The sequence below is a fragment of the Granulicella sibirica genome (assembly GCF_004115155.1).
GTDB classification, from domain to species: domain Bacteria; phylum Acidobacteriota; class Terriglobia; order Terriglobales; family Acidobacteriaceae; genus Edaphobacter; species Edaphobacter sibiricus.
In genome coordinates this window covers 638,453-657,110 of sequence record NZ_RDSM01000001.1, presented here as the reverse complement: position 1 = coordinate 657,110, position 18,658 = coordinate 638,453, and the positions used below count along the sequence as shown (strand labels likewise).

Genomic DNA, 18,658 nt, shown 5'->3' with positions numbered 1-18,658 from the left:
ACCCTGGCGCTTGAAGTAACAGTTCAGGGGTTCACCGTGGGATCTCTGCTCAAGCTGGCGGAAGGTTCCCTCGTACAGACGACCTGCCACCAGAGCACAGATATTCCCCTGCACGTGAACGGCATCCTGATGGCGTGGACTGAGTTCGAGGTTGTAGGAGAGCGTCTCGCTGCCCGCATCACGGATCTCGTATGATAGGCGCGAACACCGTCGAGAAGACGGTTCCTCAAAGGATGCGTCCTCAGCAAACCTTAGGAGTGCTGCGAGCCCTCGCATCCGCCTGGAAATGGTTGGAGCAGAAGCGCGTTCAGCAGAGCACGATGCGTCGGCTGCGTATCTCAGAGACGATCTCGCTCGGCGAGAAGCGCTCCATCTGGATCATTCAGGTCGACGGGAAAGACTATCTCGTTGGTGGATCTGCCGGAAGTGTGGCTCTTCTTTCCGCGCTTGATAAGCAGCCGAGCTTCAGGGACACCCTCGATCAGCAGGTATTATCGACGACGGAGCAGGCATGAAGCTTCGTCTCCTTACAGCCTCTCTCCTTTTTACCGGGTTCTTGTTCCCGGCGACAGCCAGCGCTGCATCTCTTTCCGGGGGATCGCAAGTTCACCTTATAAGTCCGATGCTTAGTGCGATCCTGGTCGCTCCGGGAGCCTCGGCGAATGCGAACGGACTTCAGATACAAGGCCTGGGCGGCGCTTCGGCACCCTGGACGGTTGTCGTTCTCCTGACCTTCCTCTCGCTGATTCCTTCGCTCCTGCTTTGCGTCACTCCCTTCGCAAGGTTGCTGATTGTCTTTCACTTTTTGCGCCAGGCGCTTGGGCTGCAGACCACGCCTTCGAACCAGACGCTGATCGGTCTGTCGATGATTCTGACGTTCTTCCTGATGCAGCCCGTCGGTGCGGTTGTTTACGATACCGCTGTCGTGCCGCTCGAGGCTGGTCAGATCACGCCGCTTGAGGCCTTGAACCGTGCGGGCGTTCCACTCAGGCAGTTCATGGCGCATTATGTTCGCGACAAGGACGTTGCGCTCTTTCTCGATCTCGCGAAGGAACCACGACCGAATAACATCAAGGATCTCTCCTTTCGCGTAATGCTGCCTTCCTATATCTTGTCCGAGTTGAAGGCTGGTTTTCAGATCGGCACTGTTCTCTTTCTTCCCTTTCTTATCGTGGACATGGTCGTCGCATCCATTACTACATCGGTGGGTATGATGCAGCTCCCGCCGGTTGTTATCTCCACGCCGCTGAAGCTGCTTCTGTTCCTGATGGTGGATGGGTGGCATCTACTTATCGGCGCTTTGATGAGGAGTTTCAACTAATGGGTACAGATGCCGTAGTCGCGCTAGGGCGGTCGATGCTGATGGAGGTAATCATCCTCACGGCTCCAATCCTCCTGATCGCTATCGCTGTTAGCCTTGTCGTCAATATTGCGCAAGTCCTGACGTCTCTTCAGGATCAAACCCTTTCAACTGTTCCCAGACTGCTTGCGACAGGGACCGCACTCTTCATCTTGATGCCCTGGATGTGGCGTCACCTGAGCACGTACACGGTTCAGCTTCTGAGCGACTTCCATAGGGTGTTGGAGTAATGCAGATACCCTTTGGAGATGTAATCGAGGCACTGCTCGCGATCGGAGTCCGTATCTCCGGACTGATGCTCTTCGCGCCGTTTCTCGGAAGCGTTGTGATCCCGGCTCGGATCAAGGCTGCCCTCACGCTCGCGTTGACCTTCCTCATGTATCCGATGATCTCGAAGACACTGCCGCCGCAGCCGCTGAGCGAGTGGCCGTTACTTGTGTTCCGGGAGTTGCTAGTTGGCGTTGCGATTGGGATTGCGACGTCGATCGTGTTCGAAGCGGTCCAGATGGCGGGACAGGTATTAAGCATTCAGATGGGGTATTCGCTGGTGAACATCCTGGATCCGAACACGCAGGTCGATACCACAGTGGTCGCGATGTTTCATCAGTCGATTGCCATGCTCATCTTCCTGCGTCTCGATGTTCATCTCTGGTTACTGCGCGCAATTGGAAATAGTTTCGGATATCTACCGCCCGGTGCCGCACAACTTACCCGTCCTTTCACTCTCAGTCTGATTGGGGCGGGAGCGATGATTCTTTCGATAGGAGTGCAGATAGCGGCACCGGTCCTTTCTGCGACCTTGTTGACCGATATAGTGCTTGGTCTTCTTGGCAAGGCGTCGCCACAACTCCCGCTGATGGTTCTTGGCCCGGCGGTGAAGAGCTTGCTCGGTCTGACGATCCTGTTCACCTCACTCAAGTACTGGCCGGATATGTTCCGGTCGCTTTTTCTCAACTCGATGGGCTATGCCGATCGGCTGATGCACCTGGCTCGATAAGGAACAATGGCGGATTCGAATAAAACAGAACAGGCTACACCCAAACGGCGCGAAAAAGCGCGGGAGCAGGGCCAGGTCGCACGCTCCCGTGAGCTCCCGAGCGTGTTGGCCATTGCTGGGGCGATTGGTTCGCTATGCCTGATGTCGCATGACGCAGCGACACATTGGACGACGTTCTATCGGAACATGTTGAATACTGCTGCAACAGGCAGCCTCGACAGCAACGGCCCTATCTTCTTCTGGAGTGCCGTCGAAGTGTTTCGGTGGGTTCTGCCTGTGCTTTCCGCTTCGCTCTTATTATCCGTAGCCGCAGGCGCGGCGCAAGGCGGAATCAGCTTTTCTCCCGAAGCGATGCAGCTTAAGTTCGAGCGCTTCAATCCCGCGAGCAAGGTGGGCCAGATCTTCTCGTTGACAGGTCTCAGCGGGATCTTGAAGTCTCTGCTGCCGTTCTCGGCGATCGCATGGATCGGAGAGAGTTGCATCCGGTCACATTGGGGACTTCTAGTTAGGGCCTCGTCCTTCGGACTTCGCGAACTTACGAGCACGCTCGGAAGCATGATCTTCGAAGTAGGTTGGAAGGCAAGCCTCGTGCTCGTTGCGTGGTCGGGTGTCGATTACCTGATGACCTGGATGAAGATGGAAAGCGACCTCAAGATGACGAAGGAAGAGGTGCGTGAGGAGTCGAAGCAGAACGATGGCAACCCCTTGATCAAAGGCAGGATCCGTCGGCTTCAGCGCCGTATGCGGAAGAAGCAGGCGCTCGCCGCAGCAGCAACTGCAACCGTCATCGTTACAAACCCGACCCACTACGCGGTTGCTCTCCGGTATACCCCGGATATGGCAGCACCACTTGTTGTATCCAAGGGGCAGAATCTTTTGGCCCAACAGATCAAGGCATTGGGTGCGGAACATGCAATCCCGATCCTCGAAAACAAGCCCCTGGCACAGGCACTCTACAAGACCGTGGAAGTGGGAGAGGCCATCCCGTCCACGCTCTACCAGGCAGTCGCGGACATCCTGGTGATCGTCTTCCGTGCTCAGGCTGAAGTGAGAAAGCAGGAGGCTATGCGCCGTAATCGCAACGCCTCCGGAGAGTTGGTCCAGTAATGGCGGCGCCAAAGACAGTAACGAAGAGCAACGGATTCCTTAAGATGCTCGGTGCGTCCGGCGAGTGGGTCGTACCCGTGGCTGCGGTTGCCATGGTTTTTGTCATGCTCGTCCCGATGCCCAGTTTTCTCCTCGATCTGATGCTGACGGTGAGCATCACGGCGTCAGTGTTGGTCCTGCTGACTGCTGTTCAGATCTTGAAGCCGGTAGAGTTCTCGGTATTTCCTAGCCTGCTTCTACTCCTCACGCTCCTGAGGCTTTCGTTGGACCTCGCAAGTACCCGTCGTATTCTCCTGCATGGAAATGAAGGTGCTTCGGCTGCGGGACATGTCATCGAGGCGTTCGGGCAGTTTGTCGTTGGCGGCAACTATATTGTTGGATTCGTCATCTTCCTGGCTTTGATCGCGATCCAGTATCTCGTTGTCAGTCATGGTGCCGTCCGTACGGCCGAAGTAACGGCCAGGTTCACGCTCGACGCTATGCCAGGTAAGCAGATGGCCATCGATGCGGATCTGAATGCGGGGTTGATCACAGAGCAGCAGGCGCGCAAAAGGCGCGAGAATGTGGCTCGTGAAGCTGAATTCTGCGGAGCCATGGATGGCGCTGCGCGCTTCTCGCAACGTGATTCGCTGGCAACCATTCTCATTATGGCGATCAACATCATCGCCGGCTTTCTCATCGGAGTTTTTCAGCAGGGCATTCCTTTCCAAGAGGCGCTAAAGACCTACACGATCCTCACGGTTGGTGACGGACTCGTTTCGATTCTGCCTTCCCTTCTTGTGTCGGTGGCGGGCGGTATCGTCGTCACGCGAGCGGCATCGAAGGAGTCACTGGGCGTCAACGTCAGAAAACAGATCCTGAACAGCCCGCGCCTCCTCTGGATCGGCGGCGGTGTGCTGGCGGCCCTTGGCATGATTCCCGGGCTTCCGAAGGTAGCATTCTTCAGCGTGGCGGCTGCCTTGATGTACGCTGCGTGGAAGATCAAGACAGAAAAGCCAGCGGAAGATGCCGACCTGGCGGAAGTTGCACCGGCTGTTGCCGCAAAGGGCGCCCCTGGAGCCGCCTTAGCGACGGAAGCCATGGACTCGGTCCTCAAGCTTGACGAGCTAATGCTTGAAGTGGGCGTCGGGCTGGTTCCGCTGGTCGATGCAAAGCAGGGCGGACAGCTGCTTGCCCGCGTCAAAGCTCTGCGAAAGAGTTTGGCGCAACAGCTTGGGTTCCTTGTGCCTTCGATTCACATCACAGATAACCTCTCACTGCGCGAAGGAGAGTATGTGGTTCATCTGCGGGGCGTTGAAATTGCAAGGTGGGAGTTGAGGCGGGGTTCGCTGCTCGCGATCAGCTCCGAACCAGGCGCGCCGAACCTCCCCGGAGAAGAGACCAGAGAGCCGGCATTCGACGTACCAGCCAAGTGGATCAGCAGGGAACTCCAGGCGCAAGCGATTGCATCCGGTTACGCTGTGGTGGATTCCACATCGGTTCTCGCGGCGCACCTGTCGGAGCTCATCAAGAGGAACGCTTATGAGCTTTTGTCCCGCCATGAGACAAAGCGATTGATCGATCGCCTTAATGATTCTCACCCGAAGCTGGTGGAAGAGCTGATTCCTAAGTTGATGAGCCTGGGAGAGGTTCAGAAGGTTCTACAGCAGCTCCTGCGCGAGCAGGTGTCGATCCGTGATCTCGGAACGATCCTCGAGTCCTTGGTAGACACCGCCGCGACGAATAAGAACCCGGTGGCGCTCGTAGAAGCAGCGCGACAGACGCTTGGACGCGCCCTGATCCGGCCTCTTCTGGATGCCAAGGGTGAGCTGCGAGTGGTCACACTCGACACATCGATCGAGGAAGAATGCTCGCGTGCCGCAAATATGCAGAGCGGACAGCTCTCGTCCAGTGCCCTGCAGATATCTGTGGCACGTCGCGTGCTAGATAGTTTACGTACTTCGTTTGGAGATCAGATTGGTGAGGCACCACCAGTACTTCTGTGTTCTTCTCCGGGCCGGTTCTACCTGCGGCGATTACTGGAACCTTTTCTTCCAAAGGTCGTAGTGATCTCCCCAACAGAGATCCCCCCGATGACGATGGTGCAGTCGGTAGGAGTGGTCCGCTAAGTTCACGAGTACTCGATAAATAGTAGGAGGTCCGGATGGCAACAGCACATACGATCTACAAAATGATCGCGGTGAGTGACACAGATTTCGATGAGCGTAACGAGCTCATCATGCAAGAGTTACCGCAGGTTCACTATATCGCTTCGCGTATCCTCGAGCGGCTTCCACAACAGGTGGAGCTGAGCGATCTCGTTCATGCGGGCGTTATCGGTCTGTTAGAGGCGTATCGATCGTTTGACAGCACAAAGAACGCACAGTTCAAGACATTCGCGAAGTTTCGTATCAAAGGGGCAATCCTTGACAGCCTCCGTGCGCTGGACTGGGGCTCGAGAGGGATTCGGCGGAAGGCGCGAGAGATCGCGGACGCTACTCAGAAGCTTGAGGGTGCGCTTGGGAGGTATCCCACGAAGGAAGAGATTGCCGCAGAGATGAAGATCAGCCTGCGCGATCTGAACGACGTTCAGACGGAATTGAACGGGTTGCACGTCGTTGGCCAGGAGTCGGCCTCCTCTTTTGAGGGTGAGGCCGCGCGAGACCTGATCGAATCAGCTCCAAGCAGTTGGGATAATCCGTTTGAGATGTATTGCAAGACAGAGGCGAAAGCTCATCTGGTTCAAGCTATCTCGGATCTCTCGGAGCGCGAGCAATTGATTCTCTCGCTCTACTACCGCGAGGAACTGACGATGAAAGAAGTCGCGGAGATCGTGGGCCTGGCTGTCTCGCGTGTCTCCCAGATTCACTTCGCCACGCTGGCGAAATTGAAAGTAGCTCTGGGACACCATGAGCCCGGCAAGGCGGTCGGGGCTCAATCGAAGGGGCAGAAATGAAGACTGTCGACAGCAAGATTATCGGACGTTCTTCCGCCGCCGCGGCGACTATTCTGCCATGCAATTTTCGTTCGGCGGGACGTCTTTCGAATGAGAGTGCTAGAACACTGACGACGCTTCACGAGGTCCTGGCTCGAAATCTGATGAACTCGCTGGATGTCTATCTTGGCACCGGGCTTGAGGTTCGCCTTGTAACGTTAGAGCAACTGGCGATGGATGACTTCAAAGCGAAGTGTCAGACAGCGGGTTATGTCCTCCCCTGCGCGGCTCGCCCCTCCTCTAACACGGTTCTGCTCGAGATGGACAACGAACTCATGTTCACGATGGTCGATCTCTTGTTGGGGGGCTCCGGAGCGAAGTTGGAGGCGAGTCGGGAACTGACGGAGATGGATGAAGAGATCATGGAGGGCGCCGGGTTGCTGATCGCACAGCAGATCGAGCGTGTGTGGCAGCCTATTGGGGCGACACTCACACCCGGAAAATGTATCAAGCCAAACCTTGCGCACAGGGTTTTTCCGCCAACGGAAAAAGTGCTTCGCATTCAGTTCGCCGTGACGGTCGCAGGAATGACGGGATCTCTTCACCTTGCATTCCAGGCTTCCCTGGCGAGTCACCTCGTGCGCAATGTTCGGACCGACCCTGCGAATGGGAAGAGCGGGATGGGAAATCTTCCTCTTCCCAGCCTTCAGAAGAGATTGCTCGACTGCAAGTTCGCAATCGCTGGGGACATTCCAGAGCTGCACGTATCGGTGAAAGATCTAGCCCGAATTGAGGTCGGAAGTGTTCTGACGCTCTCGGCACCGGTGTCAGCTCCTGGCAAGCTGATGCTTGAGGGGAGGACGTACTTTGAAGCCTCTCCTGTTCGGCAGGGAAACAATAAGGCGATGCAATTGCTTAGTCCAGTTCAGTCCGACTACGACGAAAATGAGATAAATGAGGATGAGCGCAATGCAAGCTCCTGAACGAGGGAAGGCATGGAAAGCCCTGGAAGTCGCATTCGGCCGGTCTCTGACGCGGCCTCTCGCAGAGGCGTGCAGGACAGGTTGGCAGGTGTCAGTATCTGAGCCTCCCGCGCAATTGCCGGATGATGCCCAGTCGACCGTATACTTCCGCTTCACCCTGAGCGGTTCGCTGGAGGGGGATGTTTTCCTCGTCATCCGGCACTCCGATGCGATGTCGCTCAGCCTGCGCGACGCGCCGGAGTACGCCGACGGGTTTGGAGAGGAACACTATAAGGCGCTATCGAGCGCGGTAAATCGATGCACCGGCGACCTCCAGGAGTCACTTCTGGAATATGGTGTTGCATCCGTGCGGGTGGAAGCTGCCGGCATGCCTGAGCTGCCGGTCGAGAACTCGACCGGACTGTCAGTTCATTCCGAGGATCCAAGTCGCAAAGCATCCATGATGCTAATCTTCGATGAGAAGGTCATTCAGTCACTGAAAGCGGCATCGGCGAAAGCGTTCTCCTATCCGGCTGCGGAGTCTGCCGGTGGCAATCTCGACTTGGTGATGGATGTCGCGCTGAATGTAACACTCCGCTTTGGACAACGGCGACTCTCCTTGAGAGAGGTGCTTGATCTTACGAGCGGCTCGGTCGTCGAGCTTGACCGGCAGGTGGATGAGCCTGTGGAACTCGTGCTGGATGGACGGGTTGTGGCGCGAGGCGAGGCGGTTATCATCGACGGCAACTACGGTCTGCGGATCACGCAGGTCGTCCAGTCCGTGGTCTCTTGATCTCACGCTGTATGGCGACTCCGGGCCCGTTCTTAACTTGCACGATGAAATGCCCTCTTCAAAATGCCGATGAAGGGGCTACCCATGAAAGAGGCAAAGGTCTCTCAGATGCAAGATGATCAGTTCTTAACAGGGGATCCCACGATCCACTCTCCCGGTCTCTTTATTGGCTCCCCGATAGTCGCCTTTGCCGATCCTCTTCCCGATGTGCCTGCGATGGTCGGAACCAAGCTTCAACTAGAGCTTCTCCTGCAGGAGTCGCTAGTCGACCTCAGCGCCGTTTCCGAGGTAATTCTATCGGACGCGGGCGCGACGCTTCAGGTCCTACGGCTGATTGGTGAGGAGTATCCAGAAGAGGAGGGCAGGCCGACCCGGATTGAAGACTGCATTGTTAGCCTCAACTCAGAACGCTGGTACGAGGCCATATGCGCTTCGAGCATTCCTCAGGACAGCGAAGTTCTTATGGCGTGGCAGCACTGTAGGCGGGTTGCTCAATGCGCTAAGGAACTCGCCCAGTGCGTCGAGGGTTTTTCCCCGGAAGAAGCATACGTTGTGGGCCTGCTCTATGAACTCGGAAGATTCCCTCACTTGCTTGGCTGGAATCGCTCGGGAGATTCATCCCGGGAACATCGGGCGCTCGGTGTGATGCTCGCCGACTACTGGCACCTTCCGGGCTACCTGCTTTCCGCTATTCAGGATGAGCAGGAGGCCGTTCCTTGTTCCCGCTGGAGCGAGCTTCTCGCCATGGCGCAGACTCTCGTGGCCCGCATGGAGAGCCGTCAAGCGGAGTAGAGATGAGGGGTTCTCTCATCCTCATCATGACAATTAGAAAATGAGAGAGCATGTCGCCTCTCACGGCTAGCCAGCGCTCCCCTCCTCCTCCTTTCTTCATCATGCCGTCACTTTTCTACACCAAACGTGCTAGGTACTAGGCAATATTTTCCGGTTCAAATGGCCACTCCGTTGCAACTAACTGTTCGTGAGGTTTCTTCATGGATAGTGGACTGTACGCGGCATGCACGGCTCTGATGGCACGCACCGACGCCCTGGACTCGATTGCCAATAACCTGGCAAATAGCAGCACCGGGGGCTTTCGCGCTAAGCACACAACATTCAGCTCGGTTCTTGCGGGCTATGGCCATCCGCTCGCTACACAACTCAACGAAGCGACCAATCACTATGGTCTCTTGAGTGCATCGCGTCTAGATCTTCAGCCAGGCTCTTTGGAGCGCACTGGAAATGAGCTGGACCTTGGTATTGACGGTCCGGGCTTTCTGGCGGTGCAGACCAAGGGCGGAACGGCCTACACGCGAAATGGGGGGCTACAGATTTCTTCTCAAGGTCAGCTAGTTACCGCTTCCGGCGATCCTGTTCTCGGAGAGGGCGGACCCATAACGATCCCGCGCGGGGCATCGATCACGATCAGCAACGATGGCACCGTCTCGGCAAATGGAGCGATTGCAGGCAGATTGAAGATAGTGGAGTTCTCGGCAACGGCGGATCCGCAGAGTATGGGCGCGAGTTACTACACCGTCGCCCAGAAGGATGTCGTTGCCTCCCCTGAGTCGAAGGTGCAGCAGGGGATGCTTGAAGGATCAAACGTCAACCCGGTGGCCAGCGTCATCGAACTGATCAACGCTCAACGTGCGGCGGAAGGCATGCGTCACGCCATGACGATGATCGATAGCGAGATCGATAAGACCGCTGTTCAGGATCTCCCTCGCGTTAGCTAAGCTTTTGTTTTTTAGAGAAAGGCACTCCTCATGATTCGTGCTCTTTATACGGCCGCTAGCGGCATGACCGCTCAGCAATTGAACCTCGATAACATCGCTAATAACCTGGCTAACTCCAGCACTACCGGATTCCAACAGCGCCGACTCCAGTTCTCCGATCTTCTGTACCAGAATGCCGTGATGCCTGGATCGGCCGCGACCCAGCAGACAACGAATGCTTCCGGTCTGCAGGTTGGGCTTGGCGTCCGCCCCACGACGACGGAGACCATGCAGACGCAGGGTGATTTCAATACCACAGGCAATCCGCTTGATCTCGCGATCTCTGGTGGAGGGTTCTTTCAGATTCTCCTTCCCAATGGGCAGACTGGATACACGCGTGCCGGGTCTTTCCACACGGACGCGCAGGGCAACATGGTTACGGGTGATGGCAACCCACTACAACCGGCCGTGACGATCCCGCCCGATGCGACAACGGTCACCATTGGAAGCGACGGCACGGTTAGTGTTGTCCAACCGGGCCAGACGCAATCAACCCAGGTTGGCAGCATTCAGCTAGCGCTGTTCGTGAATCCGGGCGGCCTCAACAGCGTTGGCAACAATATCTATCTTGCGACGACTGCTTCTGGCGATCCCGTTATCGGCAATCCCGGTGGAGCCGAAGGGCTTGGGACCCTGCAGCAGGGGATGCTTGAGCAGTCGAACGTAAGCGTTGTCGATGAGTTCGTGCAAATGATCGTTGCTCAGCGTTCTTATGAGTCCAACTCCCGCGTCGTGAAGGCTGCAGACGAGATGTTGCAGCAGTTGAACCAGCTCTCGCAGTAAGACATTCATGATGAGGCCAGAAGTGATACATAGCGTGTTGCGCGGAGTGACTCAATCAATGAGATGCTGCCTTCCCCTGATTGCGGCGAGCCTCATGCTAACTGGAGAACCTATCCCTGCTGAAGTCGTATCGAGTCGCTACGCCATCACGTCGGAGCAGGTAATGGCAGCAATGCAGGAGAAGCATCTTCCGCTCGATGGAGCGCAGGTAAGGCTCGCCGTTGCTATGAGCGCTAGTGTGGCGACTCCTCTGCTCGAGGTCAAGGCAGTTTCGATGACTACCCCATATCGAGCCCAATTGAAAATAGTCTGCCGGAACCCTGTAGAGTGTCTTCCTTTCTATGTCGCAGTCTCGTGGCCAGAAGATGCCCCTCAACCAAGGATTCCGGCTGATGTACTCCAGCAGTCTCGCGCTTCGAAGGGCTCTCTTGGTAAGGTCTTGACGGAAAGCAACCGGGATCATCCCTCGAACGAACGCAGCGGAATCGAAATTTCTCAGAGTGGGGTTGCTCTCAAGCCTGGCGCGCCGGCGACTCTCGTCATGGATGATGAGCGGGTGCATATTCGCATGAAGGTGGTATGTCTTCAAGGTGGCGCGGCCGGCGACAAGGTTCGCGTATCTACCGTAGATCACAAACAAGCTTATGTAGGCGAAGTGGTATCGCCCACCCTACTGAAAGGAAGTCTCTGAGATGATCTGGAATCTATCAAGAAGAGCGTCTTTCAAGGCCGTTATAGCCGTCTCAGTCATCGCTCATGGACTCGCCCAAGCAGCCATTAAGCCGGTCAAGAAGACACCTCAGGAGATGCGCGCCGATTATCTTACAAGGTTGCATGAGCAATACATGCCCCCGCCAGACGCTCGCACAACGGGAAGCCTGTGGTCCGCAGCGAACGCTCTTGGCGATCTGTCCTCTGACTACCGAGCTCGAAACGTGAACGACACGATCATCGTGCAAGTTTCGGTTCAGACTACGGCGGCACAAAGCGGCGCAGTGAACAGTTCGAGAACCTTTTCCACCCAATCGGGGATCACCGGACTTGTTGGTGATATTGCGACCAAAGGCATGAACCCGTTGTTCAACGCGAATTCAGCCACGGCACTCAAGGGTTCAGGGCAGACCTCTTCCAACACCACCTTCTCTACCAGTCTGACCGGGCAGATCATCGCCATCCTTGCAAACGGCAACATGGTGATCGAGGCGGAACGGCAGATAGCCATGAACAATCAGCATGAGGATCTCATCGTCCGGGGGATCGTGCGTCCGGGAGATATTAGCTCTGCGAATACGATCCCGTCGGCCGCGCTTAGTAATCTCGAGATCGAGATGAAGGGCAAGGGCATCATCTCCGACAGCGTACGTCCACCGAATGCCCTAACCCGCGCTGTTCTCTGGCTCTTTGGTTTCTAATCCTATGCGATCCATTTTTATCTCATGTTCTTTGTCGGCATCCTCTCTGCGAGCTTTACTCATGATCGCGGCGATCATGGCCGGTGTTGCGCCCACTGCTCACGCGAGCCAACCAGAACGCCAGGTTCTGCTACGGGATATTGCGGATGTTGAAGGCGTTCGCGACAACCAGCTTGTTGGTTACGGCTTGGTGGTCGGCCTACGTGGCACAGGAGATCGGCAGCAGACTTACTTCACCGTTCAGACCCTTGCGAACGCGATGAAGCGTATGGGGGTGCAGATTTCACCGGGCCAAGTCGTCGTCAAGAACGTTGCTGCGGTGTTCATTACGGCATCGCTGCCAGCTTTCTCCCGGCCGGGAATGAAGCTCGATATCACAGTGTCCTCTGCGGGAGACGCAAAGAGTCTTGAGGGTGGCGTTCTTTTGATGACCTCTCTCCGCGGGCCGGATGGGCAGGTGTACGCAGAGGCACAGGGGCCACTTGCTCTCGGTGGATACTCTGAAGGGGCCGCAGGGAATATCCGTTCGGTGAATCATCCTACTGTGGGACGCATTCCAGAAGGTGCCATTATCGAGCGCGAGAGCCTCGTCGATCTTAATCACTTCCGAAAGGTCTCCTTGCTTCTACGAAATCCGGACTTCACTGCGGCAAGGGACACCGCAGAAGCGATCAACAGAGACTTTGGCAGTGCGATTGCCATAGCGCTGGATAGTCGAACGATTCAGATTGACGTGGCCAGCTCCGGATCTCCAACGGTTCCGCTTCTGATCTCCCGGGTACAGGGCCTTGCGATCAAATTCCATGCTCCTGCGAAGGTCGTCATCAATGAGAGGACTGGCACGATTGTGATGGGAGGAACGGTGACTTTATCGCCCGTGTCCGTGCTTCATGGCAGCCTGAGCATCGAGGTGGAGACGAGCTATACAGTCTCGCAGCCACTGCCGTTCAGCAAGACTGGGACGACAACGCCGGTCGCAAACACGACTGTTGAGGTAAAGGATCTTCCGGCGCAGTCCATTCGCCTCGATAACGGGGCCAATGTGGATGACCTGATCCGCGGCCTTCACGCAATCGGCGCTACGTCTCATGACATCGTGGCCATACTACAGGCGGTCAAATCCGCCGGCGGACTACAAGCAGACCTGGAGGTGATCTAAATGGCATTTGATACGGGTTTGAGCACGCAGGCGAGTCAGACGGGAATGCTGGACGCGCAGGCGGACAAGCTTCTCAAGCAGACACGATCGGCAGCAACGGGAGACGCTTCGAGCTCCAAGGAGGATGCGAAGATCGCCAAGGCTGGAACCGACTTCGAGTCGATTCTCCTTGGAAGCTGGCTCCAGCAGGCGGAGAGCACCTTCGCCACGGTCCCTGGCGGAGACGGAGAAGAGGACAGCGACTCCGGCAAGGATCAGTTCCAAGGCATTGCGATGCAGGCACTTGCGGGTTCCATGACGAAATCGGGCGGGATCGGGATCGCCAAAATGATCACACAGCATCTCCACTCAGCAGCAGATTCTGAGAAATCGCGTGCCGGGAAATCGGCTGAACCTCAGATGGTTCTGCGTGGCGCAGAAGTAGCGAAAAAAAGTTCGTGAGGGGTATTTACAAAATTTGGCTGGGCATGACTGAACGCTTTTCCACCTCCTGCCGATAGTTAGTTCGTTCGATTAGGAGGTGTGTTGTGAGAATAGATCTTTTCGGATCAGCGACGACCACAGAAGCAGTGCAGCAGACCAGCAAGATTGGTACGGAAAAGGCAGCAAACACGAAGAACCAGTTGAATCAGGCCACCGAAGACAAGACGACGCTGTCGTCCGGCTATTCGGTATCGTCCCTCACCCAGGCAGCTCTGCAGACCTCTCCAACCCGCGCTCAGAGGGTTGAGGACTTGAAGCAGGAAGTGAAATCTGCCCAATACAAGCTCGATTCTGACAAGATCGCCGAAGCACTCTCAAGCTCCGATATCTAGGATGCGAGTGATGAGGACTCCGGCGATCAATCGGATAGGACTATTTGGACTATGCAAACCGAAATGATCCAGCACATCGTCGGACCGCTCTCACAAGTCGATGCGGAGGAGTACCTGGAGTCGCTCGAGACGCTTGCTCTCGAGCTTGACCGGGCGATGCAGGCTGTGGCCGCGAAGGCGCTTCCATCCTTCGAGGACAGCCTGAGGGCGCAACGGGCCGTATGCGCAAAGCTCTCTGAGTTTCCGAGACGTGCCGCGGCTCGCCGAGCACAGAACGACGGCGCTGATGAGCCCCCCGTCGACGCTGAACTGGCGGAGCGGATCAAGACAGCAGCGACTACGCTGCTTCTTCTGAACAAAAGCTATTCTGCTTTGCTGAAGCATTCTGGCGACACCTTACGACTGTTTGCCGGCCTCTTCCGGAGCTACAGTGGGCCCACGCAGCATGCAGCTACGGTACGAGTGAACCACCGTACCTGGTCCTGCGAACTCTAGAGGAGAGAAGATTATGTCCAGTCTCAATGCATCCCTGTCGATCGCTACCCAGTCTCTGCTTGCCCAGGAAGATAACCTGGCAGTTACGAATAACAACATTGCCAACGTGAATACGGTTGGCTATTCCCGTGAAAGCGTTAGCCTGTCCGAGGCAAGCCCGACCGACGAAGACGGCGTCAGCATCGGGAATGGCGTCACGATTAACGGAATCACGTCCGTGCAGGACGAGCTTCTGACGCTGAGGATTCAGCAGCAGACCTCGACGCAGAGCAGCGCGGACGCGCAAGTCAATGCACTGACGCAGATTCAGACACTTTTTCCGAGCACAGGCACGAGCCTCTCGAGCAGCTTCTCGAGTTTTTTCACGAGCCTCTCGGCGCTATCGTCAAATCCCACGAGCACCGCGAATCGTCAGACTGTTCTATCGAGTGCGCAGACACTGGTCAACCAGTTCAACTCGATTTCAGCCGGACTGAGCAGCCCCGCGAGCAGCCTGAATACGAGCGTGAAGACAGACGTTGCGCAGATCAACAAGCTTGCCTCGCAGGCTGCGTCGCTCAACCAGCAGCTCGTGCAGGCGCAGGCCTCGGGACAAGATTCGGGAACGGTTACTGACCAACTGAACGCGGTTGAGCTGCAACTCTCGGGCCTGACGAACCTTACGGTGACTCATACTTCGGACGGCGACTCACTGAGCATTGGCAGCGGAACTCCGATCGTTCTTGGCAGCAAGAGCTACGCGCTCTCGACAACCAATAATTCATCCGGCGATCTCCAGGTGCTCGACTCCGGCGGCGCGAACATTACGTCGACTATCTCAGGCGGAGACCTCGGCGGCACGATTCAGGTTCGCGATACGGATCTTCCGAGTCTTTCGAGCTCGCTGGACACGCTCGCCAACCAATTTGCGACTGCGTTCAACGCCGCTCAGGCCGGAGGCTACAACCAGAACGGAACGGCCGGGACTGCGCTCTTCAGCGGAATCACTTCGACGGTCGCTGGATCGGCGGCTTCGATCAAGCTTGCCACGACCGATCCGACCGCGATCGCGGCCAGCTCGGATACGGCGACGGGCGGAAACGGTAATGTCGCAAACCTCACGGCGTTACAGAACACCGTGCTTCCTTCCGGTCAGAGTGCGACCACAACCGCGTCCAACCTGATCTACCAGATCGGAAACCTTACCTCGACGGCGACAGCCGAGTCGACCGCCACCAAGCTTAGCCTGACCAGCTTGAACAATGAGCAGAGCTCTGTTTCGGGTGTATCGATCGACGAAGAGTCGGCGAACCTGATTCGTTATCAGCAAGCCTACGAAGCGGCGGCCAAAGTCGTCACGACAATTGCGAGTTTGTTCGACACAACCATCAACATGATCAGCGGATCCTGAGAGGCATCGATATGCGCTTTGTTCCCAATATTACCTCCGACGTCATCTCCGACATTCAGTCGAGCGAGCAGGGTCTCTCGACCGCACTGCAGCAGGTGTCTTCAGGCCAGCGGGTCTCCGTGCCCTCCGACGATCCAGCAGCCTCCGCCGCACTGGTGCAGCTACAGACGAAGGCCGCGAACGTAGACCAGTACACGACGAACGCCGAGTCGGTACTGTCGCAGGCGCAGGGCGCTGACTCCGTTTTGACCTCGGTGGTTGCGCTTCTGAACCAGGCGATCACGACCGGGACCGAGGGCGCGAACAGCACGTCCTCTACTTCCGACCGTCAGACGCTCTCGACGACGATTCAGGGGATCCTTTCCAACGTGGTCTCGCTCGCAAACACGACCTACCAGGGCATCTCCCTTTTCGGTGGCACGGTGAGTGGGACGGCGGCGTTTACTGCCGATGCGACTTCCTCCACGGGCTACAAATACAACGGCAACAGCTCGGTGAACAGCGTCCAGGTTGGCGACACGCTCACCGTTCAGGCAAACATTCCGGGCAGCACGCTCTTCGATAACTCGAGCGCGAGTGTTCTGGGTGCTCTCAGCGGTCTTTCGAAGGCCTTGTCGAGCGGCTCGAGCTCTGCCATCGGCACGGCGACGACCGCAGTGACTACAGCTTTGAACTACGTGACGCAGCAGCATGTGATCTACGGCAACTCGATCAATCAGCTCACCTCGCAAGAGACTTACCTCGCGTCGGACAAGGTTACTTTGACTGCGAGCGAGAGCTCGCTCACGGGAATCGACACTGCAACGGCGGCTGAGAACCTGACCGCGGCCGAGACGGATAACTCGGCTGTGCTTGCTGCGGCGGCGAAGGTGCTGCAGAACTCGCTGCTCAACTACCTCAAATAAGTTCGTCCCGTTTGGGACGTGGCCGCGGGCATTTGCCTGCGGCCTTTTTTACGTCGACCACCCTGCACCCCCCCTCCCATAGCCTGGGTGTAACTCTTTTGTTTGCTTGCGTTTACGCGATGCATTTCGCCGTAACCTACTGTAAGCAAAGACGTTACGGCTAAATATTAGTAGATAAAAGAGTTAGGCCGCGCTTTGAAGGTTCTGCACTTGGCTCTGATCTTTGCCTCCATTCCCCAAAGGTGAGCATCCGTCACTCTCCCATGTCCTCATCTTCTTAATTGTAACGAACCGACCATAACTAAAAGGACATTGCTAAGTTGTTCGAATAAATGCACTTAGGTGTCGAGGGGGCTTGACAAGTTTTTGAGGATTCCGTCCGCAGATAACGCTGACCTCATCCGAGCCGGAGTCTCTGCACGAACTGGAACAGTTCCTGCCCCAGTGATGATGCGACGTCAGGGAACCGCCGCGTGAAGTCGGTCGCTGAGGAGGACCTGCCGGTTTCGGTTGAGAGTTTCGGCCATGCCTGGTTTTGACTAGGCATGCGACGCCTCCTTTTCCGGCTCTGGCTCCGGTTCTGCCTCCTTGGTGGGAAACCATTTGCCCAGATACTGAGCTAGGGCCTCAAGGGAAGTCCCGGCTCCGATGAAGGCGGCATAGCCGTCGGGGCGCACGAGCGTCAGGGAGGGATCAGCGCCGAAGACCTTATCGAAGACGGCTTGTGACCCCTCCATGGGCATGATGCTAGAGGCCTGGAGCAGGTTCTTCCACGGAGCCAAGGTCGCTTGTGCGTCCTCGTGCGCTGCTTCGGCGTTGGTGGGGTTCGTCCGGCGGGTGAAGAGAAGGGTGAAGCGATCAGGGCTCAGGAGTTGAAAGAGACTTTGCGCAGCCTGCTCTGTCGATGTACTGCCTTCACCTCCGATGCGTTGGACCAGGATGTCCGGGACGCGATCTCCGGCGTGCAGACCGCCAGGGGCGAAGCTTGAAGCGGAGAGCGGGCTGTCGCGATAGTTGAGGGAGAGTTGGCTCATGCGTTCGGTGCTGTTCTCCTGGACAACGTCCTTGCTGACGATCCAGGGCGCGAGGTGACTAAACACTGAGCGGAAGAGTGAGCTTTCGCTTCCAATGGTGTCGGTGAGACCTTCCGTCCTGGTGAGGACATCCTTGATGACTGCGGCGGCGAGCACAAACAAGATAGTGCGGCTTGCCAACGCTTCAAAGACTACGTTCTACTCGCGTTTTCCGACGAAAGAGGATCTCTTCGTCGCTGTGATCGAGCGCCGCGTGCGCCCTGTTTTTGAGCAAGTGGCGAAGTTCCCGGAGTGCGATACCGCGGAGAAGACGCTGCAGACTTTCGGCTTGAACCTTCTACGCATTGCCTTGTCGCCGGAGCAGATTTCGCTGATCCGGATGATCAGCATGGAGTCTGAACGATATCCGGAGCTCGCGAAACGCTTCTATGAGAATGGCCCCAAGCGCGGCGAGGATGCACTCGCCGCTTATCTCTCGGATCAGGTCAAGGTTAAGCGTGTGCGGGACGAGGATTCTCTCACGATGGCGCGCCATTTCATGAGCCTCATTACAGGAAGCCCGGTGCGTTGGTTCGTTCTGGGGTTCGACACCGAACCCCTTTCGGAACGCTCGCTCCGGAAGCATGTGGAAGGAGTGGTCCGTGTGTTCCTGCGAGCCTATGCGGCGCTTTAGAGGCTGCGCGCCTTAGGATGAGGCGCAGCCTCCGATCAAGCAAAAGGCGGGCGGCCTGGAGTTACCAGGACGCCCGTGAAGTTAGAA

At 56.7% G+C, this 18,658-nt stretch carries 23 protein-coding genes; 22 read left to right on the top strand and 1 reads right to left on the bottom strand.

Annotated features, from left to right (window positions below; genetic code table 11):
* Nucleotides 1-36: 36 nt before the first annotated feature.
* From GRAN_RS26035 to flgL, 21 genes are all read left to right on the top strand, one after another.
* The gene (locus tag GRAN_RS26035) at nt 37-195 is read left to right on the top strand and encodes a FliM/FliN family flagellar motor C-terminal domain-containing protein (protein ID WP_241654302.1); all 159 of its coding nucleotides are present in this window, start codon (nt 37-39) and stop codon (nt 193-195) included.
* Complete coding sequence (locus tag GRAN_RS02695) at nt 192-515, top strand: flagellar biosynthetic protein FliO (protein WP_128911462.1); 324 nt, start codon at nt 192-194, stop codon at nt 513-515. The genes GRAN_RS26035 and GRAN_RS02695 overlap by 4 nt, the downstream gene beginning before the upstream one ends.
* 107 nt (nt 516-622) lie before the next feature.
* Complete coding sequence (fliP, locus tag GRAN_RS02690; RefSeq protein ID WP_128911461.1) at nt 623-1,321, top strand: flagellar type III secretion system pore protein FliP; 699 nt, start codon at nt 623-625, stop codon at nt 1,319-1,321.
* On the top strand, nt 1,321-1,590 hold the full coding sequence (locus GRAN_RS02685; protein WP_128911460.1) for a flagellar biosynthetic protein FliQ: 270 nt from the start codon (nt 1,321-1,323) through the stop codon (nt 1,588-1,590). The genes fliP and GRAN_RS02685 overlap by 1 nt, the downstream gene beginning before the upstream one ends.
* Nucleotides 1,590-2,357: a flagellar biosynthetic protein FliR gene (gene fliR, locus GRAN_RS02680; RefSeq protein WP_128911459.1), complete on the top strand. Its 768-nt coding sequence runs from the start codon at nt 1,590-1,592 to the stop codon at nt 2,355-2,357. The genes GRAN_RS02685 and fliR overlap by 1 nt, the downstream gene beginning before the upstream one ends.
* 6 nt (nt 2,358-2,363) lie before the next feature.
* The gene (locus tag GRAN_RS02675) at nt 2,364-3,464 is read left to right on the top strand and encodes an EscU/YscU/HrcU family type III secretion system export apparatus switch protein (RefSeq protein ID WP_128911458.1); all 1,101 of its coding nucleotides are present in this window, start codon (nt 2,364-2,366) and stop codon (nt 3,462-3,464) included.
* Nucleotides 3,464-5,572: a flagellar biosynthesis protein FlhA gene (gene flhA / locus GRAN_RS02670; protein WP_128911457.1), complete on the top strand. Its 2,109-nt coding sequence runs from the start codon at nt 3,464-3,466 to the stop codon at nt 5,570-5,572. The genes GRAN_RS02675 and flhA overlap by 1 nt, the downstream gene beginning before the upstream one ends.
* Nucleotides 5,573-5,607: 35 nt before the next feature.
* Entirely contained in the window at nt 5,608-6,399 is a 792-nt protein-coding gene (locus GRAN_RS02665; RefSeq protein ID WP_128911456.1) for a sigma-70 family RNA polymerase sigma factor, read from the top strand.
* Nucleotides 6,396-7,361: a FliM/FliN family flagellar motor switch protein gene (locus GRAN_RS02660; RefSeq protein WP_128911455.1), complete on the top strand. Its 966-nt coding sequence runs from the start codon at nt 6,396-6,398 to the stop codon at nt 7,359-7,361. The genes GRAN_RS02665 and GRAN_RS02660 overlap by 4 nt, the downstream gene beginning before the upstream one ends.
* 88 nt (nt 7,362-7,449) lie before the next feature.
* Nucleotides 7,450-8,133, top strand: a complete 684-nt coding sequence (fliN, locus tag GRAN_RS26030; RefSeq protein ID WP_161570813.1) for a flagellar motor switch protein FliN — start codon at nt 7,450-7,452, stop codon at nt 8,131-8,133.
* 84 nt (nt 8,134-8,217) lie between these two features.
* Entirely contained in the window at nt 8,218-8,925 is a 708-nt protein-coding gene (locus GRAN_RS02650) for an HDOD domain-containing protein (protein WP_241654301.1), read from the top strand.
* 200 nt (nt 8,926-9,125) lie between these two features.
* Nucleotides 9,126-9,866, top strand: coding sequence for a flagellar basal-body rod protein FlgF (gene flgF, locus GRAN_RS02645; RefSeq protein WP_128911453.1), 741 nt, complete (start codon nt 9,126-9,128; stop codon nt 9,864-9,866).
* Nucleotides 9,867-9,896: 30 nt separating this feature from the next.
* Nucleotides 9,897-10,688, top strand: a complete 792-nt coding sequence (gene flgG / locus GRAN_RS02640; RefSeq protein ID WP_128911452.1) for a flagellar basal-body rod protein FlgG — start codon at nt 9,897-9,899, stop codon at nt 10,686-10,688.
* Nucleotides 10,689-10,851: 163 nt separating this feature from the next.
* On the top strand, nt 10,852-11,379 hold the full coding sequence (locus GRAN_RS02635; protein ID WP_128911451.1) for a hypothetical protein: 528 nt from the start codon (nt 10,852-10,854) through the stop codon (nt 11,377-11,379).
* A 154-nt stretch (nt 11,380-11,533) separates the two neighbouring features.
* Nucleotides 11,534-12,100, top strand: a complete 567-nt coding sequence (locus GRAN_RS02630; protein ID WP_241654300.1) for a flagellar basal body L-ring protein FlgH — start codon at nt 11,534-11,536, stop codon at nt 12,098-12,100.
* A gap of 61 nt (nt 12,101-12,161) precedes the next feature.
* On the top strand, nt 12,162-13,259 hold the full coding sequence (locus tag GRAN_RS02625; protein WP_128911449.1) for a flagellar basal body P-ring protein FlgI: 1,098 nt from the start codon (nt 12,162-12,164) through the stop codon (nt 13,257-13,259).
* Entirely contained in the window at nt 13,260-13,700 is a 441-nt protein-coding gene (locus GRAN_RS02620; protein WP_128911448.1) for a rod-binding protein, read from the top strand. It abuts the gene before it with no gap.
* An 86-nt stretch (nt 13,701-13,786) separates the two neighbouring features.
* Entirely contained in the window at nt 13,787-14,074 is a 288-nt protein-coding gene (locus GRAN_RS02615) for a flagellar biosynthesis anti-sigma factor FlgM (protein WP_128911447.1), read from the top strand.
* A gap of 51 nt (nt 14,075-14,125) precedes the next feature.
* The gene (locus GRAN_RS02610; protein WP_128911446.1) at nt 14,126-14,569 is read left to right on the top strand and encodes a hypothetical protein; all 444 of its coding nucleotides are present in this window, start codon (nt 14,126-14,128) and stop codon (nt 14,567-14,569) included.
* A gap of 13 nt (nt 14,570-14,582) precedes the next feature.
* Entirely contained in the window at nt 14,583-15,959 is a 1,377-nt protein-coding gene (gene flgK / locus GRAN_RS02605; RefSeq protein WP_128911445.1) for a flagellar hook-associated protein FlgK, read from the top strand.
* Between the two features lie 11 nt (nt 15,960-15,970).
* Complete coding sequence (flgL, locus tag GRAN_RS02600; RefSeq protein WP_128911444.1) at nt 15,971-16,864, top strand: flagellar hook-associated protein FlgL; 894 nt, start codon at nt 15,971-15,973, stop codon at nt 16,862-16,864.
* Between the two features lie 539 nt (nt 16,865-17,403).
* Here the strand turns inward: flgL and GRAN_RS02595 are convergent.
* A complete protein-coding gene (locus GRAN_RS02595; protein WP_161570812.1) occupies nt 17,404-18,078 on the bottom strand; it encodes an aromatic-ring hydroxylase C-terminal domain-containing protein in 675 nt (224 codons plus the stop codon).
* Between the two features lie 58 nt (nt 18,079-18,136).
* Here GRAN_RS02595 and GRAN_RS02590 point away from each other — a divergent pair, with 58 nt between their 5' ends.
* Nucleotides 18,137-18,571, top strand: coding sequence for a TetR/AcrR family transcriptional regulator C-terminal domain-containing protein (locus GRAN_RS02590; protein WP_241654299.1), 435 nt, complete (start codon nt 18,137-18,139; stop codon nt 18,569-18,571).
* The last annotated feature ends 87 nt before the right edge of the window (nt 18,572-18,658 follow it).

What these genes read in the sequence shown, in the direction of transcription:
- fliP (WP_128911461.1), top strand. Translation starts at nt 623, where the DNA reads ATGCTTAGTGCGATCCTGGTCGCTCCGGGAGCCTCGGCGAATGCGAAC.
- GRAN_RS02695 (WP_128911462.1), top strand. Translation starts at nt 192, where the DNA reads ATGATAGGCGCGAACACCGTCGAGAAGACGGTTCCTCAAAGGATGCGT.
- GRAN_RS02665 (WP_128911456.1), top strand. Translation starts at nt 5,608, where the DNA reads ATGGCAACAGCACATACGATCTACAAAATGATCGCGGTGAGTGACACA.
- fliR (WP_128911459.1), top strand. Translation starts at nt 1,590, where the DNA reads ATGCAGATACCCTTTGGAGATGTAATCGAGGCACTGCTCGCGATCGGA.
- flgL (WP_128911444.1), top strand. Translation starts at nt 15,971, where the DNA reads ATGCGCTTTGTTCCCAATATTACCTCCGACGTCATCTCCGACATTCAG.
- flgG (WP_128911452.1), top strand. Translation starts at nt 9,897, where the DNA reads ATGATTCGTGCTCTTTATACGGCCGCTAGCGGCATGACCGCTCAGCAA.
- GRAN_RS02610 (WP_128911446.1), top strand. Translation starts at nt 14,126, where the DNA reads ATGCAAACCGAAATGATCCAGCACATCGTCGGACCGCTCTCACAAGTC.
- GRAN_RS02630 (WP_241654300.1), top strand. Translation starts at nt 11,534, where the DNA reads ATGCCCCCGCCAGACGCTCGCACAACGGGAAGCCTGTGGTCCGCAGCG.
- GRAN_RS02625 (WP_128911449.1), top strand. Translation starts at nt 12,162, where the DNA reads ATGATCGCGGCGATCATGGCCGGTGTTGCGCCCACTGCTCACGCGAGC.
- flhA (WP_128911457.1), top strand. Translation starts at nt 3,464, where the DNA reads ATGGCGGCGCCAAAGACAGTAACGAAGAGCAACGGATTCCTTAAGATG.
- GRAN_RS02660 (WP_128911455.1), top strand. Translation starts at nt 6,396, where the DNA reads ATGAAGACTGTCGACAGCAAGATTATCGGACGTTCTTCCGCCGCCGCG.
- GRAN_RS02675 (WP_128911458.1), top strand. Translation starts at nt 2,364, where the DNA reads ATGGCGGATTCGAATAAAACAGAACAGGCTACACCCAAACGGCGCGAA.
- GRAN_RS02635 (WP_128911451.1), top strand. Translation starts at nt 10,852, where the DNA reads ATGGCAGCAATGCAGGAGAAGCATCTTCCGCTCGATGGAGCGCAGGTA.
- flgK (WP_128911445.1), top strand. Translation starts at nt 14,583, where the DNA reads ATGTCCAGTCTCAATGCATCCCTGTCGATCGCTACCCAGTCTCTGCTT.
- GRAN_RS02620 (WP_128911448.1), top strand. Translation starts at nt 13,260, where the DNA reads ATGGCATTTGATACGGGTTTGAGCACGCAGGCGAGTCAGACGGGAATG.
- GRAN_RS02650 (WP_241654301.1), top strand. Translation starts at nt 8,218, where the DNA reads ATGAAAGAGGCAAAGGTCTCTCAGATGCAAGATGATCAGTTCTTAACA.
- GRAN_RS02685 (WP_128911460.1), top strand. Translation starts at nt 1,321, where the DNA reads ATGGGTACAGATGCCGTAGTCGCGCTAGGGCGGTCGATGCTGATGGAG.
- flgF (WP_128911453.1), top strand. Translation starts at nt 9,126, where the DNA reads ATGGATAGTGGACTGTACGCGGCATGCACGGCTCTGATGGCACGCACC.